This is a genomic window from Zongyangia hominis, assembly GCF_014385095.1.
In the GTDB taxonomy this organism is placed as follows: Bacteria; Bacillota; Clostridia; order Oscillospirales; family Ruminococcaceae; genus Zongyangia; species Zongyangia hominis.
The window spans coordinates 169273-186516 of record NZ_JACRTC010000003.1 but is presented as its reverse complement, the minus strand read 5'-3'; the positions used below and the strand labels follow the sequence as shown (position 1 = coordinate 186516).

Here is a 17244-nt window from a genome sequence, read left to right as displayed (position 1 = left end):
CCCGCTCCCCGCCTTGCGGCGCGGCACTGTCAAAAGGGGCGCGGGGGACCCCGGCGCTCCCTTATGGAGGCCGCCGGGGGAAAATGGAGTGCCAGTAGTATCTTATGCGCCCCGAACATTTGTGGCACCGGCGTGGAGGGGCGCGGGGGCCGTGCAGCGGCGGCCCTTTGGGGAAAAAAGGGGGCGAAGTTCCCCACTGGGCGCAAAAAAGGAGCCAAACTTCTCTCTCAAAAAAAGTTTGGCTCCTGTGTTTCTTCGTGTCAAATCAGCTGCGCCAGCATGACCACCAAGGGCAGGGTCACGATGGAGAAGACGGTGGTCACCGCTACCATCTGGCCGCCGTAGGCGGCGTCCAGGTCGAACTTCCGGGCCATGATGGAGCACATGGCCGCCGTGGGACAGGCCGCGGAAATGAGGCTGATGATGACCACCGTGTCGGCGCCCGCAAACCAGCCCATGACGCCGGTGAGCTTATAGATGAGGATGAGCAGCAGCGGGATGGCGACGAGCCTGAGCCCCGTCACCAGGTACATCTTCTTATTCTTCCATAGCCCCTTGAGCTGGGTCCCGGCTAAGAAGGTGCCGCAGGCGATCATGGCCAGGGGCGTATTCATGGAGGCGATAAAGTTGACGGTGGGGCCGATGGGGGCGGGCAGCCGGATTTGCAAAAAGAAAAACAGGATGCCCAGCGCCACGCTCCACACTCCCGGGTGGAGAATGATCTTTTTAAGGGACGGCGGGCGGCGCTCCCCCCGCATCTCCATCTCCCCCAACGTGAAGGCGAAGAAGTTAAAGCAAGCCATATAGGCGGTGGCGAAGATGACCCCCTCGTTGCCCATGGTGGCCTGGACCAAGGGCAGACCCATAAAGCCGGCGTTGGAATAGACCGCCGCAAAGCGTTCCACCCGGTAGCGGACGTCTTCCTTTTTGCGGATGCACAGCTTTGCCACCACGATGGCCAGGATGTGGGAGAAGATGGCCAGCCCGAAGGCCAGCAGCAGCCCCCGGACGATGGCCGGGTCCTTATCCACCTGGTAGACGTTGATGGAGAGACAGGGGATGACGATCATGAGCAGCAAATCGGAGAGCTGCCGGCTCCCGTCCTCGTTGATGATCCCCTTTTTCCCGCAGAAAAACCCCACCGCCATCAGTAAAAACATGACGAGCACCTGCTGTGCCAGCACCCATGAAAGCTGCATACCTCTTCCCCCTTCGCGGGCCGTCGGGCGGCCCGATTCCTATTGTATCTTACTACAATCCAGCGAAGAGGGCAACGCGGGGCCCCAAAAAGTAGCAGGATCACCAAAAATAAGCCGTAGGTCCAAGAACTTTCCGCCCGGCAAAAAAGCGCCGTCCGGAATAAAATTCTGGACGGCGCTTGGGGTGCTATTTCTTATCCCACAGTGGGAACGGTCTGGGGCAGGGCGCTTTCGATGTCCTCCTGCAAGACCACGCTGATTTCAAAGGTCTTCTGGGAACCGCTGCCCGTCTTGCGATAAATGGTCATCTTGATGGATTGTCCCGGTTTGAGCCCCTCGAGTGCCTCGGCCACATCGGCGTTTTTAAGAATCTCCTTGTCGTTTATCTTGGTAATGATGTCGCCCACGGCCAAATTCTTGGCCGCCGCGTCGCTGTCCGGGTCGATGGAGATAATCCGCACGCCCTGGGGCACCTCATTAAGCTTGGAAAGGGCCTCGGTGACCGGCTGGATGGTGATGCCGATCTTGACCCGGCCGGTGACCCGGCCGTTTCTCTTGAGCTCGTCGATGATGGGCTTTGCCTCATTGATGGGGATGGCGAAGCCGATACCCTCATAGTTGACGTTGGAAATCTTGGCGGAGTTGATGCCGATGACCTGGCCGAAACGGTTGATGAGCGCGCCCCCCGAGTTGCCGGGGTTGATGGCCGCGTCGGTCTGGATGTAGTTCATAGAGTTGCCGTCGGAACTTTTGACCAGGCGGTTGAGCCCCGAGATGATGCCCTCGGTGGTGCTGCCGCCGAACTCGATGCCGCCGGGGTAGCCGATGGCCACCGCCTTTTCGCCCACCTCGAGCTGCTCGGAGTTGCCAAACTCCGCGTAGGAGAGACTCTGCGCGTCGATTTTGAGCACCGCCAAATCGGTCTTGCTGTCGATGCCCACCAAGGTGGCCACATAATCCTCGCCGTTGGAGAGCACCACGCCGATCTCGTCGGCGCCGCTGACCACATGGGCGTTGGTGACGATATAGCCGTCGGCGCTCATAATGATGCCCGAACCCTCACCCACGGCCGCAAACGGATTTTCCGCCTGATATTTGATGACGCCCACCACCGAGGGGCGGACCTTCTTTTGAATCTGGGCGGTGGACAGGGAACCGTCGGCCTCCTGGCCGTCGTTGACCGTCGGCTTGTCCTGCAATTGCAGGCCGCTGTTTTCGGAGGGGGATGAATTTTCGCCGCTGGGAGACTGTGCGGACTGGCCATGGAACTTGCTCTCGTCCTTGGTGACGATCTGATAGATGCCAAGGCCCGCGAAGAACAGCCCCGCCAGCACAAACACCACGCACAGGATGGAAACAAAGGCGGTGACGCCCTTGTTTTTCCTCGGCTTGGGGGCGCGGGAGGCCGCCTCGTACTCGTCGAAGTTGTAGTGGTAGGGGTTGGGCTCCACCCGCTGCCGGCCGCCGTTTGGAGCCGCGCCCGGCGCGCGGTAATCGCTGTATGGCTGCTGATGATAGCCGCTTTGCCCGCTGTAAGCGTTGTATCCGCCCGGGGCTTGGCCCTGGCTCTCGCCGCCCGGGGCCTGGCCGCCGTACCAGGCGCTTTCCTGTCCCGGCGCGCTCCCGCCCCCCGGGGGAGGCGGCGTCTGGCCGCCATAGACCCACCCGGTTTCCTCACTGCCGGAGGAGGACGCTTCGCCGTCCCCTCCCCCGTCCCGGTTTTCCCAGCCGGGGGCCGAGGACTTCTCCGGGCCGGCTCCTTCCGGAGCGCCGGCTTCCCCTGTGTCGTCCCCGCCGGAGTGGTAGCCCGCCTCCTCCTCAGGACGCTCGGGGTATCCGCCGTATTTCATTTCGCTCATCAATCTCATCCTCCCGTGTCTCGCCGCTTCTTTCCGGACGGTTAGCCCGTGCCGTCCCGTTTGTCTTTATTGTAACCGGCGATTGTGGACACAAAATAAACAAAAGGTCAATCATTTCTCTTTGGGCTCATTTTTTTTGAATTTTGCCGCCGAACCGGTGGGGAGAGAGAAGACAAATTCGGAATATTCCCCTTCCACACTCCTGACTAGTATATCTCCGGCATGGAGATTTATAATCGAGCGCACAATATGCAGTCCCAGGCCCACCCCGTTTTTGTCCAGGCCCCGGGACCGGTCGGACTTATAAAACCGGTCGAAGACGTGGGGGATCTCCTCCTTGGGGATGCCGGCGCCCGAATTGCGCACGGCGATGTAGGTCAGGCTGCCCGCCACTTCGTAGCTCAGCTCGATATAACCGCCCTCGTTGACAAATTTCACCGCGTTGTCGATGAGGTTATAGACCACCTGATAGATGAGGTCCTCGTCGGCGCTCACCAGGATGCGGGGGCTATCCAGTCCCCGCACGTCCACGTGCTTCGCTTCAATCTGCTGTTCTAAGTTAAAGACCGTCTGGCAGATGACGGCGTTGATGTCAAAGTCGGTGGCGTTGATGGTGGTCTCCCCGGCCTCAATGCGGGAGATGTTGAGCATGGAGCGGACCATCCTCGAAAGGCGCTTGACCTCGTCGGAGACGATGCGCAGGTAGTATTTGTGCTTTTCCTCAGGGATAGTACCGTCCAAAATGCCGTCGACAAAGCCGCCGATGGTGGTCATGGGGGTTTTCAGCTCGTGGGAGACATTGGCCACAAAGGAACGGCGGGTGGACTCGGTCAGGGCCAGGGAGTTTGCCATATTGTTAAACGCGATGGCCAGCTGGGCAATCTCGTCGTAACCGGCCACCGGAACCCGGGCGGTAAAGTCGCCCTTGGCAAAGCTGCGGGTGGCCTGGGACATCTGGGCCAGCGGCTGGGTCATGCGCTTGGTGACAAAGTAGATGATCACAAAGGCGATGATGAGCACGGCCAAAGCGCTGACCACGAACATCTTGAGGGTGGTCATGAGGAAGGCGTGGAGGCTCTGGGCCGAGGTGGAAACGAAAATGGCGCCCACCACCTGGGTGTCCGCCAACAGCGGCACCGCCACCGTGTAATACTGGCTTTGATAGATGCCGCCCAGCTTGCCCACCTCGGTATAGGAATTGCCCGCTCTGAGCTGGGTCATGATACTTTCGGCCATCAGATAGTTGGCGTGCTGGCAGGCGTCCTCCTCAGTGCAGACCAGAGTCTTGCCGTTGAGATCGGTGAGGAAGAACTCCGCGCCAATGGCTTCCCCCATCATCTGAAAGCCTTGGAGTATGGCGGACTGGCTGATGAACTGGTAGCCGTTGCTCTCGTAGTTACTCATGGTGATGTCCGCCGCGTGGGTGGCGTTTTGATAGAGCATATCCAGTTTTTCATTGCGAAAATTCTGGGAGGCAAACATGAGAAAAACGCCGCCGAGAATGGTAACGCTCATCAAAATGATGATGGCGCACACCGTAAAATAGCGGGTAAATACGCTTCTTTGCACAGTCTTTCCTCCCTTGTCCCGCGCCTGCCCCCGCTTGGAGGCGCGCGGCTCACCCTCACAGACGAAGGGCTGCACCAGAATTCGGTACAGCCTGTCCGCTTTATTCTTTTACTTCAAACTTGTAGCCCACGCCCCAGACGGTCTTGAGAGACCACTGGTCGGAGACCCTTTCCAGCTTTTCCCGCAGACGTTTGATGTGCACGTCCACCGTTCTGGAATCGCCGTAATACTCAAATCCCCACACCTCGTCGAGGAGCTGGTCCCGGGTATAGACCCGGTTGGGGTTGCTGGCAAGGTGGTAGAGAAGCTCCAATTCCTTGGGCGGGGTGTCCACCGTCTTGCCGTCCACCTTGAGTTCATATTTGGTCATGTTGACGATGAGCTTGTCGTAGCGGACCTCCTTGACGTCGCCCTCGGCGGCGTTTTTCCCGGTGCGGCGCATGACCGCTTTGATCCGGGCGATGATCTCCTTATTGTCGAAGGGCTTGACCACATAGTCGTCGGCGCCCAGCTCCAGGCCCAGCACCTTGTCGAAGGTTTCGCCCTTGGCCGTGATCATGATGATGGGGCAGCTAGATTTCTTCCGGATCTCCCGGCAGACCTGCCAGCCGTCCAAACCCGGCATCATGATGTCCAAGAGCACCATATCCGGGCTCTCGGCGTTAAATTTGGCGATGGCCTGGGTGCCGTCGCCCGCGATTGCCACCTCGTATCCTTCTTTTTCCAGATAGAGTCTGAGCAGCTCGCTGATATTTTTATCGTCATCGCATACTAACACTTTGCCCATGGACATGGTTGTAACCCCCGTATCGTTTCGTTATGATTCATGGTTTTTGATACTCCTTGGCTCTCCAATCAACCGATATTCCTATTATACAATAAAAAGCCCCTGAATAGTGAATAATTTTTTAAAGAATCCCCGATTTCGGATGAACAGCCCCTTGCCCGCCGCGGAAAATATGGGTATAATGGTAATGTTTTGAGCAGACGCCCGCTTTTCGGGCGTCTGAAGCTATCTGCGCAATCTATCACAGAGAATGGAGTATCACTTATGAAGCTAGGTATCGTCGGCCTTCCCAACGTGGGAAAGAGCACCCTGTTTAACGCCATCACCAACGCCGGTGCGGAATCCGCCAACTATCCCTTTTGCACCATTGAACCCAACGTGGGCGTGGTGGCTGTGCCGGACAAGCGTCTGGACGTGCTGGCCGAAATGTATCATCCGGATAAATATACCCCTGCTGTCATCGAGTTTGTGGACATCGCGGGGCTAGTGAAGGGCGCCTCCAAGGGGGAGGGGCTGGGCAACAAATTCCTCTCCAATATCCGGGAGGTGGACGCCGTCGTCCACGTGGTGCGCTGCTTTGAGAGCACGGAGATCATCCACGTCGACGGGGAGATCGGCCCGGCCCGGGACATCGAGACCATCAACTTGGAACTGATCTTCTCCGATATCGAGCTGGTGGACCGGCGCATCGATAAGGCCCTGAAGATGGCCAAGGCGGACAAAAAATACGCCGCAGAGGCCGAGCTCTTCCAGCGCCTCAAAGCCCATTTGGAGGAGGGAAAATCCGCCCGGGGCTTTGTCTGCGACGAGGAGGAGCGGGCGCTTATCGACACCGTGCCCCTGCTCTCCAATAAGCCGGTGATCTACGCGGCCAACCTCTCCGAAGACGACTTTGTCAAGGGGCTGGACAAGCAGGCATATTTTGCTCAGGTGAAAAAGATCGCCGAGGAAGAGGGCGCGGGGGTTCTTCCCATCTGTGCGAGCATCGAGGAAGAAATTTCCGACATGGAGCCCGACGACAAAGCCATGTTCCTCTCCGAGCTGGGGCTGACCCAGTCGGGACTCGACCGGCTCATCCAGGAGTGTTACAGCCTTTTGGGCCTCATCTCCTATCTGACCGCCGGCAAGCCGGAGGTCCGTGCCTGGACCATTGAAAAAGGCACCAAAGCCCCCCAGGCGGCGGGCAAAATCCACTCCGACTTTGAAAAGGGCTTCATCCGCGCCGAGGTGGTGGCCTTCGACGACCTGGTGTCTTGCGGCTCCATGGCGGCGGCCAAGGAAAAGGGCCTCGTGCGCAGCGAGGGCAAGGAGTACGTCATGCAGGACGGCGACGTGGTCCTTTTCCGCTTCAACGTCTAACGGCAAGTTGCCGCTTCCATACCGCGCTGTGATGCATCCATAACCTAAGTACGGGCAACGCAGCAGTGGAGCGGACGGAAGCCCAAGGCGCGTTGTCCCGCACCGGCAGATGCCGCAGGTGTCGCAACACTGTTTCAGCTTGTACCCGAAAGCGCGTCATACCCGCCCCGGTAGGTGCCGCGGTATCCCGCACCGGCAAGGGCCGGCATTCTCTCCGGTAATCGCGCGGACGGCTTTCCTTCCATAGCACCGAAAGCACAAAAAAAGCGTGCGGATGTTTCCGCACGCTTTTTTGACCGCTTTTTGGGGATGCAACTTAATAATTGGTGGCTTTGACCTGGAAGTAGCTCTGGGGGTGCTTGCACACAGGGCAGACGGCGGGCGCCTCGGGGCCGGTGTGCTCCCTGCCGCAGAAACGGCAAATCCAGACGGTTTGGCCGTCGTCCTTCTTGAAGACCTTCTGGTCCTGGACGTTCTGCTTGAGCTGATTGTAGCGCTTTTCGTGCTCGGCCTCGATCTGGGCCACCAGCTCAAACTTGGTGGCGATTTCGGTGAAGCCCTCTTCCTTGGCCACTTCGGCAAACTCCTTGTACATGGTGGTCCACTCGTAGTTTTCCCCCTGGGCCGCTTCCTCCAGATTGGTCTGGGTGTCGGGCAGCTCGCCGCCGTGGATATATTTTAACCACTGGTAGGCGTGGGCGTACTCGTTGCCGGAGGTCTCCTCAAACAGGGCGCCAATCTGCTCGTAGCCGTCCTTTTTGGCCTTTTTGCCAAACATCTGATACTTGCATCTGGCCTGGGACTCCCCGGCGAAGGCCGCCAGAAGATTCGCATAAGTTCTGCTGTCTTTCAGTTCCATTTCATCACGTTTCCTTTCCTCTCGCGCCCGGTCCGGCGCTTTGTTTGTCCAGAAAAATTGACGGATTTTCCTACACAGGTTATAATTGCCAAAGGAACGTGTTTTATGCAGCCCATCGCCCCGAAAGAGAAAAAGGAGAGGTCTTATCATGCAACAAAATACCACCCGACGGCTGACCTATGCCGCGCTCATGCTGGCACTGGGCATCCTCATCCCCATGGTTTTCCATACCTTCCAGATTTCCGGCGGCATCTTTCTCCCCATGCACATCCCCGTGCTGCTGTGCGGATTTCTCTGCGGCCCCCAGTTCGGCGCTTTGTGCGGCCTGGTCGTCCCGCTGATTTCCTCCCTGATTACCGGCATGCCCCCCATGTATCCCACCGCGGTGGCCATGGCTTTGGAGCTGCTGGCCTACGGCCTCATGACGGGACTATTGCGCAAAAAGTGCAATGTCTACCTGGCGCTCATCCTCTCCATGCTGGTGGGGCGGGCCGTGTCCGGCTGCGCCAACTTGGTCCTGCTGGGCCTGGCCGGGAAAAGCTACACCCTGAACGTCTTTTTGAGCAGCGCCTTTGTCACCGCCCTGCCCGGCATCATCATCCAGCTCATCCTGGTCCCCCTCATCCTGATCGTCATGAAGAAAGCGGGGCTGACCGACCTTGGAAAATAAAATCCAGGCCTATTTCGACGCGCTGGCCCCCCGTTGGGACCAAATGTGCTCCCACGACCAGGAGAAAATCCACCGCATCTTGGACGCCTGCGCCATCGCGCCCACCGACCGGGTGTTGGACATCGCCTGCGGCACCGGGGTGCTGGCCCCCTACCTGCGCGAGCGGAACCCCGCCGCCGTCACCGCCATCGACCTCTCCCCCCAGATGATCGCCCGGGCCAGGGAGAAGCACCCGGAAGGGGTCCGCTTCCTGTGCGGCGACGTGCTGGAGCTTCGTGGGGAAACTTTTGACGTGTGCATCGTTTATAGCGCCTTTCCCCATTTTCTCGAGCCGGAACGGCTCATCCAAAAGGCGTGGGAGCTTCTCTCCCCCGGCGGACGGCTGGTGGTGGCCCACTCCCAGTCCCGGGCCCAGATCAACGCCGTCCACGGCGGCAGCGCCAGCGAAATATCCATGGGGCTCATGGAGGCTTCCCGTCTTCAAAGCCTGATGGAGCCTCTCTTCACCGTGACGGAGCGTATCGACAACGAAGAAATGTACCTCGTGCGCGGGGTAAAGTAAAAACAGCCGCTTAAAGCGGCTGTTTTTTTGCGCCTCCAGGGGAGCGCAAGGCGCGTATGACCTGCGCGGCCGTTATTACCCATCTGCCCTGGGCTAAGAAGAGCCCGTCCAAAAGGACGGGCTCTTTATCTTACCCTTAATGGGTGTAGTCGATGATGCGGATTTGTTCCCCCAAATCCCCCGCGATAAGCTCCCTCATCTTCTTAGCAAAGGGGCAGGGGTAGCCGATGGGGGTGCCCTTCCCGATACAGGAAGCAAACACGATGGTGTCCGCGCCCCGCTTTACAAGCTCCCGGGCCCGGAGGACGGCTTTCTTCCCCGGACAGCCGCCGCAGCCGATAAAGCCGACGATCTCGATGTCCTCCTCGATGCCCGCAAAGGCGCCCTTCCTTTCGCGGATCATGCAAAAGTCGGTGGTGCCGGGACAGTAGTCCTCGGTCTGGGCGCAGCGGATAATGCCAACCTTCATTTCCTTTCCTTTCTGCTAAAAATCCCCCCTGTCTGGCAGAGGAGATTTTTACTTGCATTAAAGTTTGGGCGAGACACGCGTTTAAGTTCTGGCAATGGGCCGCCTTCGCCATTTCCCGCCTTACAGGGCCAGGCGCAGAATGGCCGCCACATCCTCTTTGTACAGCGGCTTAAAGTTGCCCAGAGGACCGTACATAACCGCTTTTTCCGCCATTTCGTCGATGCGCTCGTCACCGATGCCGATGTCGGAAAGCCGGGTGGGCATGCCGATGGATTTGGAGAAGCTCTCCAGACGGCGGATGCCCTCCAAGGCGATCTCCTCGTCGTCGGCGAAGCTCAGATCCACGTCGAACATGCGCACGGCGTACTGGACAAAGCGCTTGATGTCGGTTTTGTAGACGTATTTCATCCAGGCCGGGAAGACAATGGCCAGTCCCGCGCCGTGGGCGATGTCATAAATGGCGCTGAGCTCATGCTCGATGTTGTGGGAGCCCCAGTCGGGAATTCTGCCCATCTGGAAGAGGTTGTTGTGGGCCACGGTGCCCGCCCACATGACTTCCGCCCGGGCGTCGTAGTCGTTGGGGTTGCGGAGCACCTTGGGGGTGTTGTAGAGCATGGTGCGGAAGGTGCCCTCGATGAGCCGGTCGGTGACGTCCACATGGCCGACGGTGGTAAAGTAGCGCTCCATCAGATGGGCCATGATATCGGTGGCGCCGCAGGCGGTCTGGTAGGGCGGCAGGGAGAAGGTGTTCTCCGGGTTCATGATGGTAAATTTGGGGATCATCTCTTCGCTGCTGGCCGGGTGTTTGAGGTTGAGGGTGTCGTTGGTGATGACCGAGCCGTCGGAGGACTCGCTGCCCGCCGCCGGGATGGTGAGGACCGACGCCACCGGCAGCGTGACATGGGGGACGAGCTTATTGTCAAAGAAGTCCCAGACGTCGCCGTCGTAGGGCACGCCGATGGCGATGGCCTTGGCCGAATCGATGGTGCTGCCGCCGCCCACGGCCAGGATAAAGTCCACGTCCTCCTTACGGCACAGCTCGATGCCTTTGTAGACTAAGGAAAGCCGGGGGTTGGGCTGGACGCCGCCCAATTCCACAAACGGGATGCCCGCCTCGTTTAAAATGCCCACGATTTTGTCGTAGAGCCCGGTCTTTTTGATTGATCCGCCGCCGTAGTGGAGGAGCACCTTGTGGCCGTATTTCTCAATCTGTCCCGGGAGCTCACGCTCGGTGTCCTTGCCGAAAATGATGCGCGCGGGATTACAGTAATTAAAGTTGACCATGTATTATCATCCTTTCTCGCGGACTCGGGCGGATGGAAGATCCATCCCACCACGTTCCAAGTCCCATTATATTCCTTTCCTTTCGAATGTAAACCTTTTGCCCTGTGAGCGCTCCAATTTCGTATCATTATCCAAAGAAGTCCGCCCCGACCCCGCCACATTCCACAAGGGACTGGGGGAAGGGTCCGCCAATGCCTTGACGGGAAGATTTTTCGCCGTATAATGAGAATAACAAGAATAAGGGAGGACGGGCCATGTTCCGCCAAAAAAAAGAGGAATTTATCACTGTAAAAAATAAGCGCCGGGTCAATCTGGCTGTCATTTTGGTGCTCTTGGTGCTCGTTTCCGCCGTCATGGGCATCATGAGCCTCTTCCTCGCTTCCAGCATCCGCACGAGCAACCTCACCAGCCTCGGGGAAAGCAGCGTGGACACCGGCCGGGGCATCGCCGCCAGCCTCAAGCGCTTTGCCCTCTCCGACATCCGCGCCCTCATTTCCCAAAAACAGGTCACCGACACCTACCGCTCCCTGTGCGAATATCTGGGGGAAATCAGGGAGGTCAATGGTTACAAATATCTCTATGTGATCTACAAGGAGTCCGACGGCTACCACGTCCTTCTCGACGCCCAGTACTCCCCCAGCCTCATCGCGGGCACCGATTACATCGCCATCGGCGGGGGCTATTACCCCAAGGCCATCTCCAAACAGGCTGAGAAGCTGCTTTCCCGAGTCTATGAGGGGAGTATGCCCCTTGCCTCCACCAACACCGTCTCAGAGAGTGAGAACCGGGGCTCCACCATCACCTCCTACATCCCCATCCAGGACGCCGCCGGGAACATCGCCTGCATCCTTGCCATCGACACCGCCGTCTCCACGGCGGACGTAAGCAACGGCTTCATCACCTTCTACCAGGTGGCGGCCGGCTTCTTCGGCTTCCTCTTTGCCGGGAGCTTAATTGTCTCCATCCTTTACTTCCGCGCCCAAAAGCGGAGGAAAGAAGAGGCAACCGACCTGATGGAATTGAAATAAACGCCCCGCCGTGCTATAATTGCTTCATTCTATGTTGATTTTCGCTCATGAGCCCCCGATTTCGAGAAAGGTGTGATTTCTATGAAATGCCCCCAATGCGGCACGGAAGTAGAAGAGCAGTATCATTTCTGCCCCCAATGCCAGGCGAAGCTCCACGTGGACGCCGGCACATCCGATTGGGCCGACACCCCCGCGGCGCCCTCCCAAGCACAGGACTCCATGACCGTCTCCCAGGAGCCCAGCAATTCCAGCGGCGATTCCACCGCATCGGGCTCAGGGCCCCAAACGCCCGGCGGTCCTTATGCAGGCGCCTACCAGCAGAATTACCAGCAAAACGCCGCATCCGGCCGCTACGGTCCCGTGTCGGGCACGGCATATGATTATTACACCCAAAAGAACCGCGCCGCCAATCAGGCGGCCCGTCAGCCGGGTTACAGTGCGTCCAACGGCCAGCAGCCGGGCGCGCCCCACCCCACCGTCAACTACCAGCCGCCCAAAAAGCACACCGGCCTCATCGTGGCCATCGTCATTGTGGCGGTGATCGTGGTGGTGTCCCTCTTCACGGGCCTCTTTGCCATCATCCGGTGGGCGGAATACCACTATGAGGACAGCTATTATCAGTATCAATACGGCTGGGACGACGATTACTGGGAGGCCACCAGCGTCCAGCATACCATCCCCCTGCCGGGCGGGCACTGTGTGACAATACCCAAAGACATCTAAAAAAGCGCCATGGATTGTATCCATGGCGCTTTTTCTTTTGATTTGACGGGATGTGCGGCTTCCTTCCGTGCATTCCTTAACGGTTTGTCCATAGACGGCGACCTTCCGCCCGGCCGAGCGCTCTGGTAGAGCCCGGCGATGGGGCGCCTCCTCCAGCGGATAGACGCTAGTTCCGTCCGCTTTCCTCTCCACGGACCACCCCAGCCCGGTGAAACCCAACACGCAGGGAGAGCCCGGCGACAGAGCACGCCCCTTTTCCCGATAAAGGAACGCTGTCGCGCCCGCATTTTTCATCAGTGGGCCGGTAAGGTTTGGTCGCCGGTAGTCCCTTCCGGTTTGGCGCTTTGTTCCCTTGTTGACTTTTGCTCAGCAGAGGGCGGACAGATCCTCCACCACCTTTTGGGCCCGGTTTTCCCAACGGTTTTCTTCCATCGCCTTTACCACATTCCGGCGGTAGACGTCGATCTGCTCCGGGGAACTATAAAAGCGCTCGATGGCGTCGGCCAAAGAGGCGGCGTCGTCCTTGCAGGTGAAGCCGCAGCCGTACCGGTCGATGATGCGTTTGGTCTCCACACAGTCGGTGGCGATGAGGGGCAGGCCGTAACCCATATATTCAAACATCTTCACATGCACGGCAAAGTCCATATAAAAGTCCCGCTTCATGGGCAGGATGCCCGCGTCCGCCTGGGCATAGAGGGGGGCGAGCTCCTCGTCCCCGCTGGCGTGCCGGACGTCGAGCCAGTCCATTTTGAGATAGCGCTCGTCGAGATGTTCCCTTTCCGCCTCCCGGCAGACAAGGGTCAGCTTGATGTCCAGCCCCTTTTCCTGGAGCCGCTCCACGGCCTCGAGCAGCGGGATGCTCCCGTACTTCTCCGAGATGCCGCCCACATAGACGATCCGGTGAAAAAGCTCGGTATGGGGGGCGCAGTGGACATCGCCGCCCGGGGGCAGGGGCTCCCGGCGGGGGAAGGTAAAGAGGTCGGCCATACTGGGGCTCGGGAAATAGAGGATGTCGCAATCCTTCCCAAAGGCCCGCAGGTCCCGTTTGTGCATATGGATGAGCACCCACTTTTTGGGGCCGGTGACGCCCCACCACTTGGCAAACTTCCAGTAGGCGTCCCGGTAAAAGAGGGCGATGGGCACTCCCATCCGATGGACCCGGCGCAATAGCTTTAAGTCGATGCGGTTAAAGAAGGGGCCCGCCGGGGGCTCCACATAGCAGATGTCGGGCTTGTGGGTGTCGAGCCAGGAGAGAATCTCTTCGACCCGCTGCCGGCGCTCGGCCCTTCGGTTTTGCTGGCCCTCCAGGAGCTTTACCTCATGCCCCAAGCTCTCAAAGGCGTGGAACATCTTCTGGGGCCGGACGCTGGAACCGGATTTGAGCTCCCCGAAATCGATAAAAGTGATATATAAAATGGTCACGATGCCGCTCCCTTTCTAGCCTTGATAGGCGCTGAGGATTTCGGTGATCTTTTCCGCTGCATGGCCGTCCCCGAACTGGTTTTGATGCCTGGAAAAATCGGGCCGGACGCTGAGTTTTCGGAGAATCTCCTCCTTGTCAGGACGGCAGAGCTGGTTGACATTGCCCTCCAGGGTTTCGGGCCAGGGCGGGTTGTCCAGCAGGGTGATACACTGCCGCCCCAAAAACCACGCCTCCCGCTGCAAGCCGCCCGAGTCGGTGACCACCTGATCGGCATGGCTGACCAGATACAGGGAGGTGAGATACCCCACCGGCTGGGTGAGCAGGATGTTACGGTAGCCTTTCTCTTGGCACAGACGCTGGGCCCGCTCGTGGTTGCGGGGATGCACCGGATAGACCACCGGGACGGGAAGGGCCTCCATGGCGGAAAAAATCTGGTCGAGGGGCTCGTCGGTGCCGGTGTTCTCCTCCCGGTGGCAGGTCAGGAGCACATACTTTTCGGGCAGGGCGACTTCCTTCCCCGAAAAGTCCATGAGGTCGCCGGGCCGCGGGGCGGTCAGACGCTTGCCATAGTAAAGGACCGCGTCGTACATCAGGTCCCCGGTGTTGTAGACCCCCCGCGTGATGCCCTCGGCCCGCAGATTGCCGATGGCGGTTTCGGTGCAGCATAAAAGCAGGGCGGAGATGCGGTCGGTGAGCACCCGGTTGACTTCCTCCGGGTTTTGCAGCGTCTCCATCCGCACCCCGGCCTCCACGTGGCAGATGGGCAGGTGGAGTTTGACCGCCGCCAAGGCACCTGCCAGGGTGGAGTTGGTGTCCCCGAAGACCAGCACCATATCCGGGCGCTCCTTTTGGAGCACCTCCTCGATGGCGATGAGCATCTCCCCCGTCATCTTACCATGGCTGCCGCCAGCGATTCCCAAGTTATAGTCGGGTCTGGGAATGGAAAGCTCGTCAAAAAAGATATCGGACATATTGTGGTCGTAGTGCTGTCCGGTGTGGATGAGCACTTCCTCATGCTGCCTCCGCAAAACCCGGGACAATGCCGCCGCCTTGATAAACTGGGGCCTCGCCCCCACCACCGTACATATTTTCATCGGAGTTCTCCTTTTCTCTTCCTGCTGTCTCTCCCCCGGCGGTTCTGCCGCGCGGGGGTATTCGCTAAGTTATTATATTTCTATTTTCCCAAAAGGTCAATAAAATACCAGCAGAGAACGCAAAAAGCCGCTGAACCTGCAAAAAAATCGTTGCTCGAGGCTGCGCGTCCCCCTTCTGCGACGTCCCGCCCCTTCATGCCAAAGAGCGTGGCAGTGGGCAGACAGCGCCTTGGTTTATTCTCTGCGCGCGCCTTGGGACGGTATGACCCGCCGCGACTGTCCGGCATCCCCGCTGGCAGGCGGACCCACAACGGGGCAGATGCGCAAAAAAGCAGCCGCAATAAGCGGCTGCTTTTTCCATTCTTACGCCTCAAACCGGGCCCGCAGGTCTTCGGGCACATCCTCGATGTGAGCTCTAATATACGCCATGGTTTCCTCTCTGGATTTGACGCCCAAAGTGGCCCCCACGGCCTGGCAGTTCATGGAGCCCACGGCGTTGCCGAACACCGCCGCCTCCCAGATGCTCCAGCCCCAGGAGATGGCCGACAGGAAGGCCGCGCAGAAGCTGTCCCCGCAGCCGGTGACGTCCCGCACCTGGTCCACATGGAAGGTGGGGATGGTGCGCCGCTCTTTAAAGTCGGTGACAAAGACGCCTTTTGCTCCCAGCTTGACAATCAGGTTTTTGATGCCGAAGGGCTTATAAAACGCCTCGAATTCCTCACAAGTCTGCTTGCCCGAAATTTCCGCCGCCTCGTTGTCGCTGGGGAGGAAGTAATCGGTGTAGGGCAGGGCGTATTTGACGTAATCGAGCGCCACGTCGTCGTGGTTAAGGACGCAGACGTCCATGGCGGTGACGACTCCCGCCTCCTTGCAGGCTTTGAACACCTGGCCGATGCCCTCGCCGTCCAGCTTGGGGGCGAGTCCCGCGCTGCCGTAGTGGACGATTTTCGCCTGCTTGACATAATCGAGATCGATGTCGTCGATGGTAAAGTTCTTGTTGACCCCGCGGGTGTGGGCGCAGCCACTGCGCTCACCGCTGTTTTCGATGCACAATACCGCCATGGTGGTGGGCATCTCGGGATCCTCTTTGGCACGGCTGATGTCGATGCCGTATTTCTCGCTGGTCTCCCGCACGAGCCGCCCGTAGATGTCCTTGCCGGTTTTAAAGATGCAGCCGGTGTCCACCCCCAGCTTGGAACAGTCGATGGCGCAGTTGAGCGCGTCGCCGCCGGTGGTGGTGGTGGCGGAGTCGAAGAGATAGACGTCGTAGTCGAACATGTTGGCGGGGATGGGCTTGATGGCGATATCCACCATGCCCATGCCGATAGCTAATATATCAGGCATCATGTTGCTCCTTCCTCTAGGTAAACCGGGCCCGCAGATCCTCAGGCACAGCGTCGATGTGTTTTTGAATATAGGCTAATACCTCCGCTTTGGGTCTGACGCCCCGGGTGGCGCCCACCACCTGGCAGTTCATGGAGCCCACGGCGTTGCCGAACACCGCCGCTTCCCAGATACTCCAGCCCCAGGAGATGCCCGACAAGAAGCCCGCGCAGAAGCTGTCCCCGCAGCCGATGGTGTCGATGGCAAGCTCCACCGGGAAAGTGGGAATCATGCGGCTTTTCTCAAAGTCGCTGACAAACACGCCCTGGGGGCCCATTTTGATGAGCATCATCTTCATGCCGTAGGGGCGGAAAAATTCCACGATTTCCTCGCAGGAATCCTTGCCGCTGATGTCGGTGGCCTCGTCCCAGCTGGGGAGGAAGTAATCGGTGTGGGTGAGGGCGTCTTTGATCTTTTCATAGCCCGTCTCGGTGCCCCCCATCAGGTCCATGGTGCCGGAGACGTCGATGGAGGTTTCCACCCCCAATTTGTGAAGCTTTTCAAACATGGTGGCCACGCCCCGGCCGTCCAAGGCCGGGCAGAGATGGATACTGCCGTAGTGGACGATCTTCGCGCTCTTTAGATACTCGTAGTCCAAGTCCTCCTCGGTGAGCAGGACATCCGGGTCCAGATTGAAGGCGCTATGCCGTCCGCCCTTGCCGTCGAGCAAGTGGACCGACAGCGTACTTCTCCCTTTGGGCGACACCACCGTGCCGCTCATATCCACATGGTCCTCTTCGCCGATCTGGCGGATGCTGCGGCCAAACAGGTCGTCGCCCACCTTGCACACACAACCCACATCCACCCCGATGCGGGCACAGGCGGCCGCCACGTTCATGGCGTCCCCGCCGCTGGAGACTTCCCAGAACTTGTAATTGTGAAACTCCCCGTCAAAAATGTCCTTGGCGATGGGGGTCAAAGCCAAGTCCTGCATAGCGCTGCCCACAGCGATAATATCCATCTGATTGCCTCCCTT

Annotated in this window: 16 protein-coding genes; 5 read left to right on the top strand and 11 right to left on the bottom strand. The window is 59.0% G+C overall.

The features are described from left to right. Positions 1-260 precede the first annotated feature (260 nt). The 4 genes from H8709_RS06230 to H8709_RS06215 form a co-directional block, all read right to left on the bottom strand. Positions 261-1199 carry an AEC family transporter gene (locus H8709_RS06230; protein WP_262397514.1) on the bottom strand — a complete coding sequence of 313 codons (939 nt, stop codon included), beginning with the start codon at positions 1197-1199 and terminating at the stop codon, positions 261-263. 194 nt (positions 1200-1393) lie between these two features. Further along, on the bottom strand, positions 1394-3058 hold the full coding sequence (locus tag H8709_RS06225) for a S1C family serine protease (protein WP_262397513.1): 1665 nt from the start codon (positions 3056-3058) through the stop codon (positions 1394-1396). Positions 3059-3169: 111 nt separating this feature from the next. Next, the gene (locus tag H8709_RS06220) at positions 3170-4627 is read right to left on the bottom strand and encodes a sensor histidine kinase (RefSeq protein ID WP_262397512.1); all 1458 of its coding nucleotides are present in this window, start codon (positions 4625-4627) and stop codon (positions 3170-3172) included. A 100-nt stretch (positions 4628-4727) separates the two neighbouring features. Continuing rightward, a complete protein-coding gene (locus H8709_RS06215; RefSeq protein WP_262397511.1) occupies positions 4728-5420 on the bottom strand; it encodes a response regulator transcription factor in 693 nt (230 codons plus the stop codon). A 258-nt stretch (positions 5421-5678) separates the two neighbouring features. Here H8709_RS06215 and ychF point away from each other — a divergent pair, with 258 nt between their 5' ends. Continuing rightward, a complete protein-coding gene (ychF, locus tag H8709_RS06210; RefSeq protein WP_262397510.1) occupies positions 5679-6773 on the top strand; it encodes a redox-regulated ATPase YchF in 1095 nt (364 codons plus the stop codon). A gap of 316 nt (positions 6774-7089) precedes the next feature. On the opposite strand, the gene rbr is transcribed toward ychF, so the two are convergent. Next, positions 7090-7632 carry a rubrerythrin gene (gene rbr, locus H8709_RS06205; protein WP_262397509.1) on the bottom strand — a complete coding sequence of 181 codons (543 nt, stop codon included), beginning with the start codon at positions 7630-7632 and terminating at the stop codon, positions 7090-7092. A 148-nt stretch (positions 7633-7780) separates the two neighbouring features. Between rbr and H8709_RS06200 the strand changes: the two genes are divergently transcribed. Together H8709_RS06200 and H8709_RS06195 are read left to right on the top strand one after the other, a co-directional pair. After that, complete coding sequence (locus H8709_RS06200) at positions 7781-8302, top strand: ECF transporter S component (RefSeq protein ID WP_262397508.1); 522 nt, start codon at positions 7781-7783, stop codon at positions 8300-8302. Beyond that, complete coding sequence (locus tag H8709_RS06195; protein ID WP_262397507.1) at positions 8292-8864, top strand: class I SAM-dependent methyltransferase; 573 nt, start codon at positions 8292-8294, stop codon at positions 8862-8864. The genes H8709_RS06200 and H8709_RS06195 overlap by 11 nt, the downstream gene beginning before the upstream one ends. Positions 8865-9000: 136 nt before the next feature. Here the strand turns inward: H8709_RS06195 and H8709_RS06190 are convergent, their stop codons facing one another. Then, the gene (locus H8709_RS06190) at positions 9001-9333 is read right to left on the bottom strand and encodes a CGGC domain-containing protein (RefSeq protein WP_262397506.1); all 333 of its coding nucleotides are present in this window, start codon (positions 9331-9333) and stop codon (positions 9001-9003) included. Between the two features lie 120 nt (positions 9334-9453). Next, positions 9454-10617, bottom strand: coding sequence for an iron-containing alcohol dehydrogenase (locus H8709_RS06185; RefSeq protein WP_262397505.1), 1164 nt, complete (start codon positions 10615-10617; stop codon positions 9454-9456). Between the two features lie 254 nt (positions 10618-10871). On the opposite strand from H8709_RS06185, the gene H8709_RS06180 reads away from it, so the two are divergent. Further along, positions 10872-11645 carry a hypothetical protein gene (locus H8709_RS06180; RefSeq protein ID WP_262397504.1) on the top strand — a complete coding sequence of 258 codons (774 nt, stop codon included), beginning with the start codon at positions 10872-10874 and terminating at the stop codon, positions 11643-11645. Between the two features lie 81 nt (positions 11646-11726). Continuing rightward, positions 11727-12368 carry a DUF7577 domain-containing protein gene (locus H8709_RS06175; RefSeq protein ID WP_262397503.1) on the top strand — a complete coding sequence of 214 codons (642 nt, stop codon included), beginning with the start codon at positions 11727-11729 and terminating at the stop codon, positions 12366-12368. A gap of 366 nt (positions 12369-12734) precedes the next feature. Here H8709_RS06175 and H8709_RS06170 read toward each other — a convergent pair whose 3' ends face one another. From H8709_RS06170 to H8709_RS06155, 4 genes are all read right to left on the bottom strand, one after another. Continuing rightward, positions 12735-13790: a glycosyltransferase gene (locus tag H8709_RS06170; RefSeq protein WP_262397502.1), complete on the bottom strand. Its 1056-nt coding sequence runs from the start codon at positions 13788-13790 to the stop codon at positions 12735-12737. A 15-nt stretch (positions 13791-13805) separates the two neighbouring features. Then, complete coding sequence (wecB, locus tag H8709_RS06165) at positions 13806-14885, bottom strand: non-hydrolyzing UDP-N-acetylglucosamine 2-epimerase (protein ID WP_262397501.1); 1080 nt, start codon at positions 14883-14885, stop codon at positions 13806-13808. A 363-nt stretch (positions 14886-15248) separates the two neighbouring features. Beyond that, a complete protein-coding gene (locus H8709_RS06160) occupies positions 15249-16232 on the bottom strand; it encodes a carbohydrate kinase family protein (RefSeq protein ID WP_262397500.1) in 984 nt (327 codons plus the stop codon). 13 nt (positions 16233-16245) lie between these two features. After that, positions 16246-17229, bottom strand: coding sequence for a carbohydrate kinase family protein (locus H8709_RS06155; protein ID WP_262397499.1), 984 nt, complete (start codon positions 17227-17229; stop codon positions 16246-16248). Between the last annotated feature and the right edge of the window lie 15 nt (positions 17230-17244).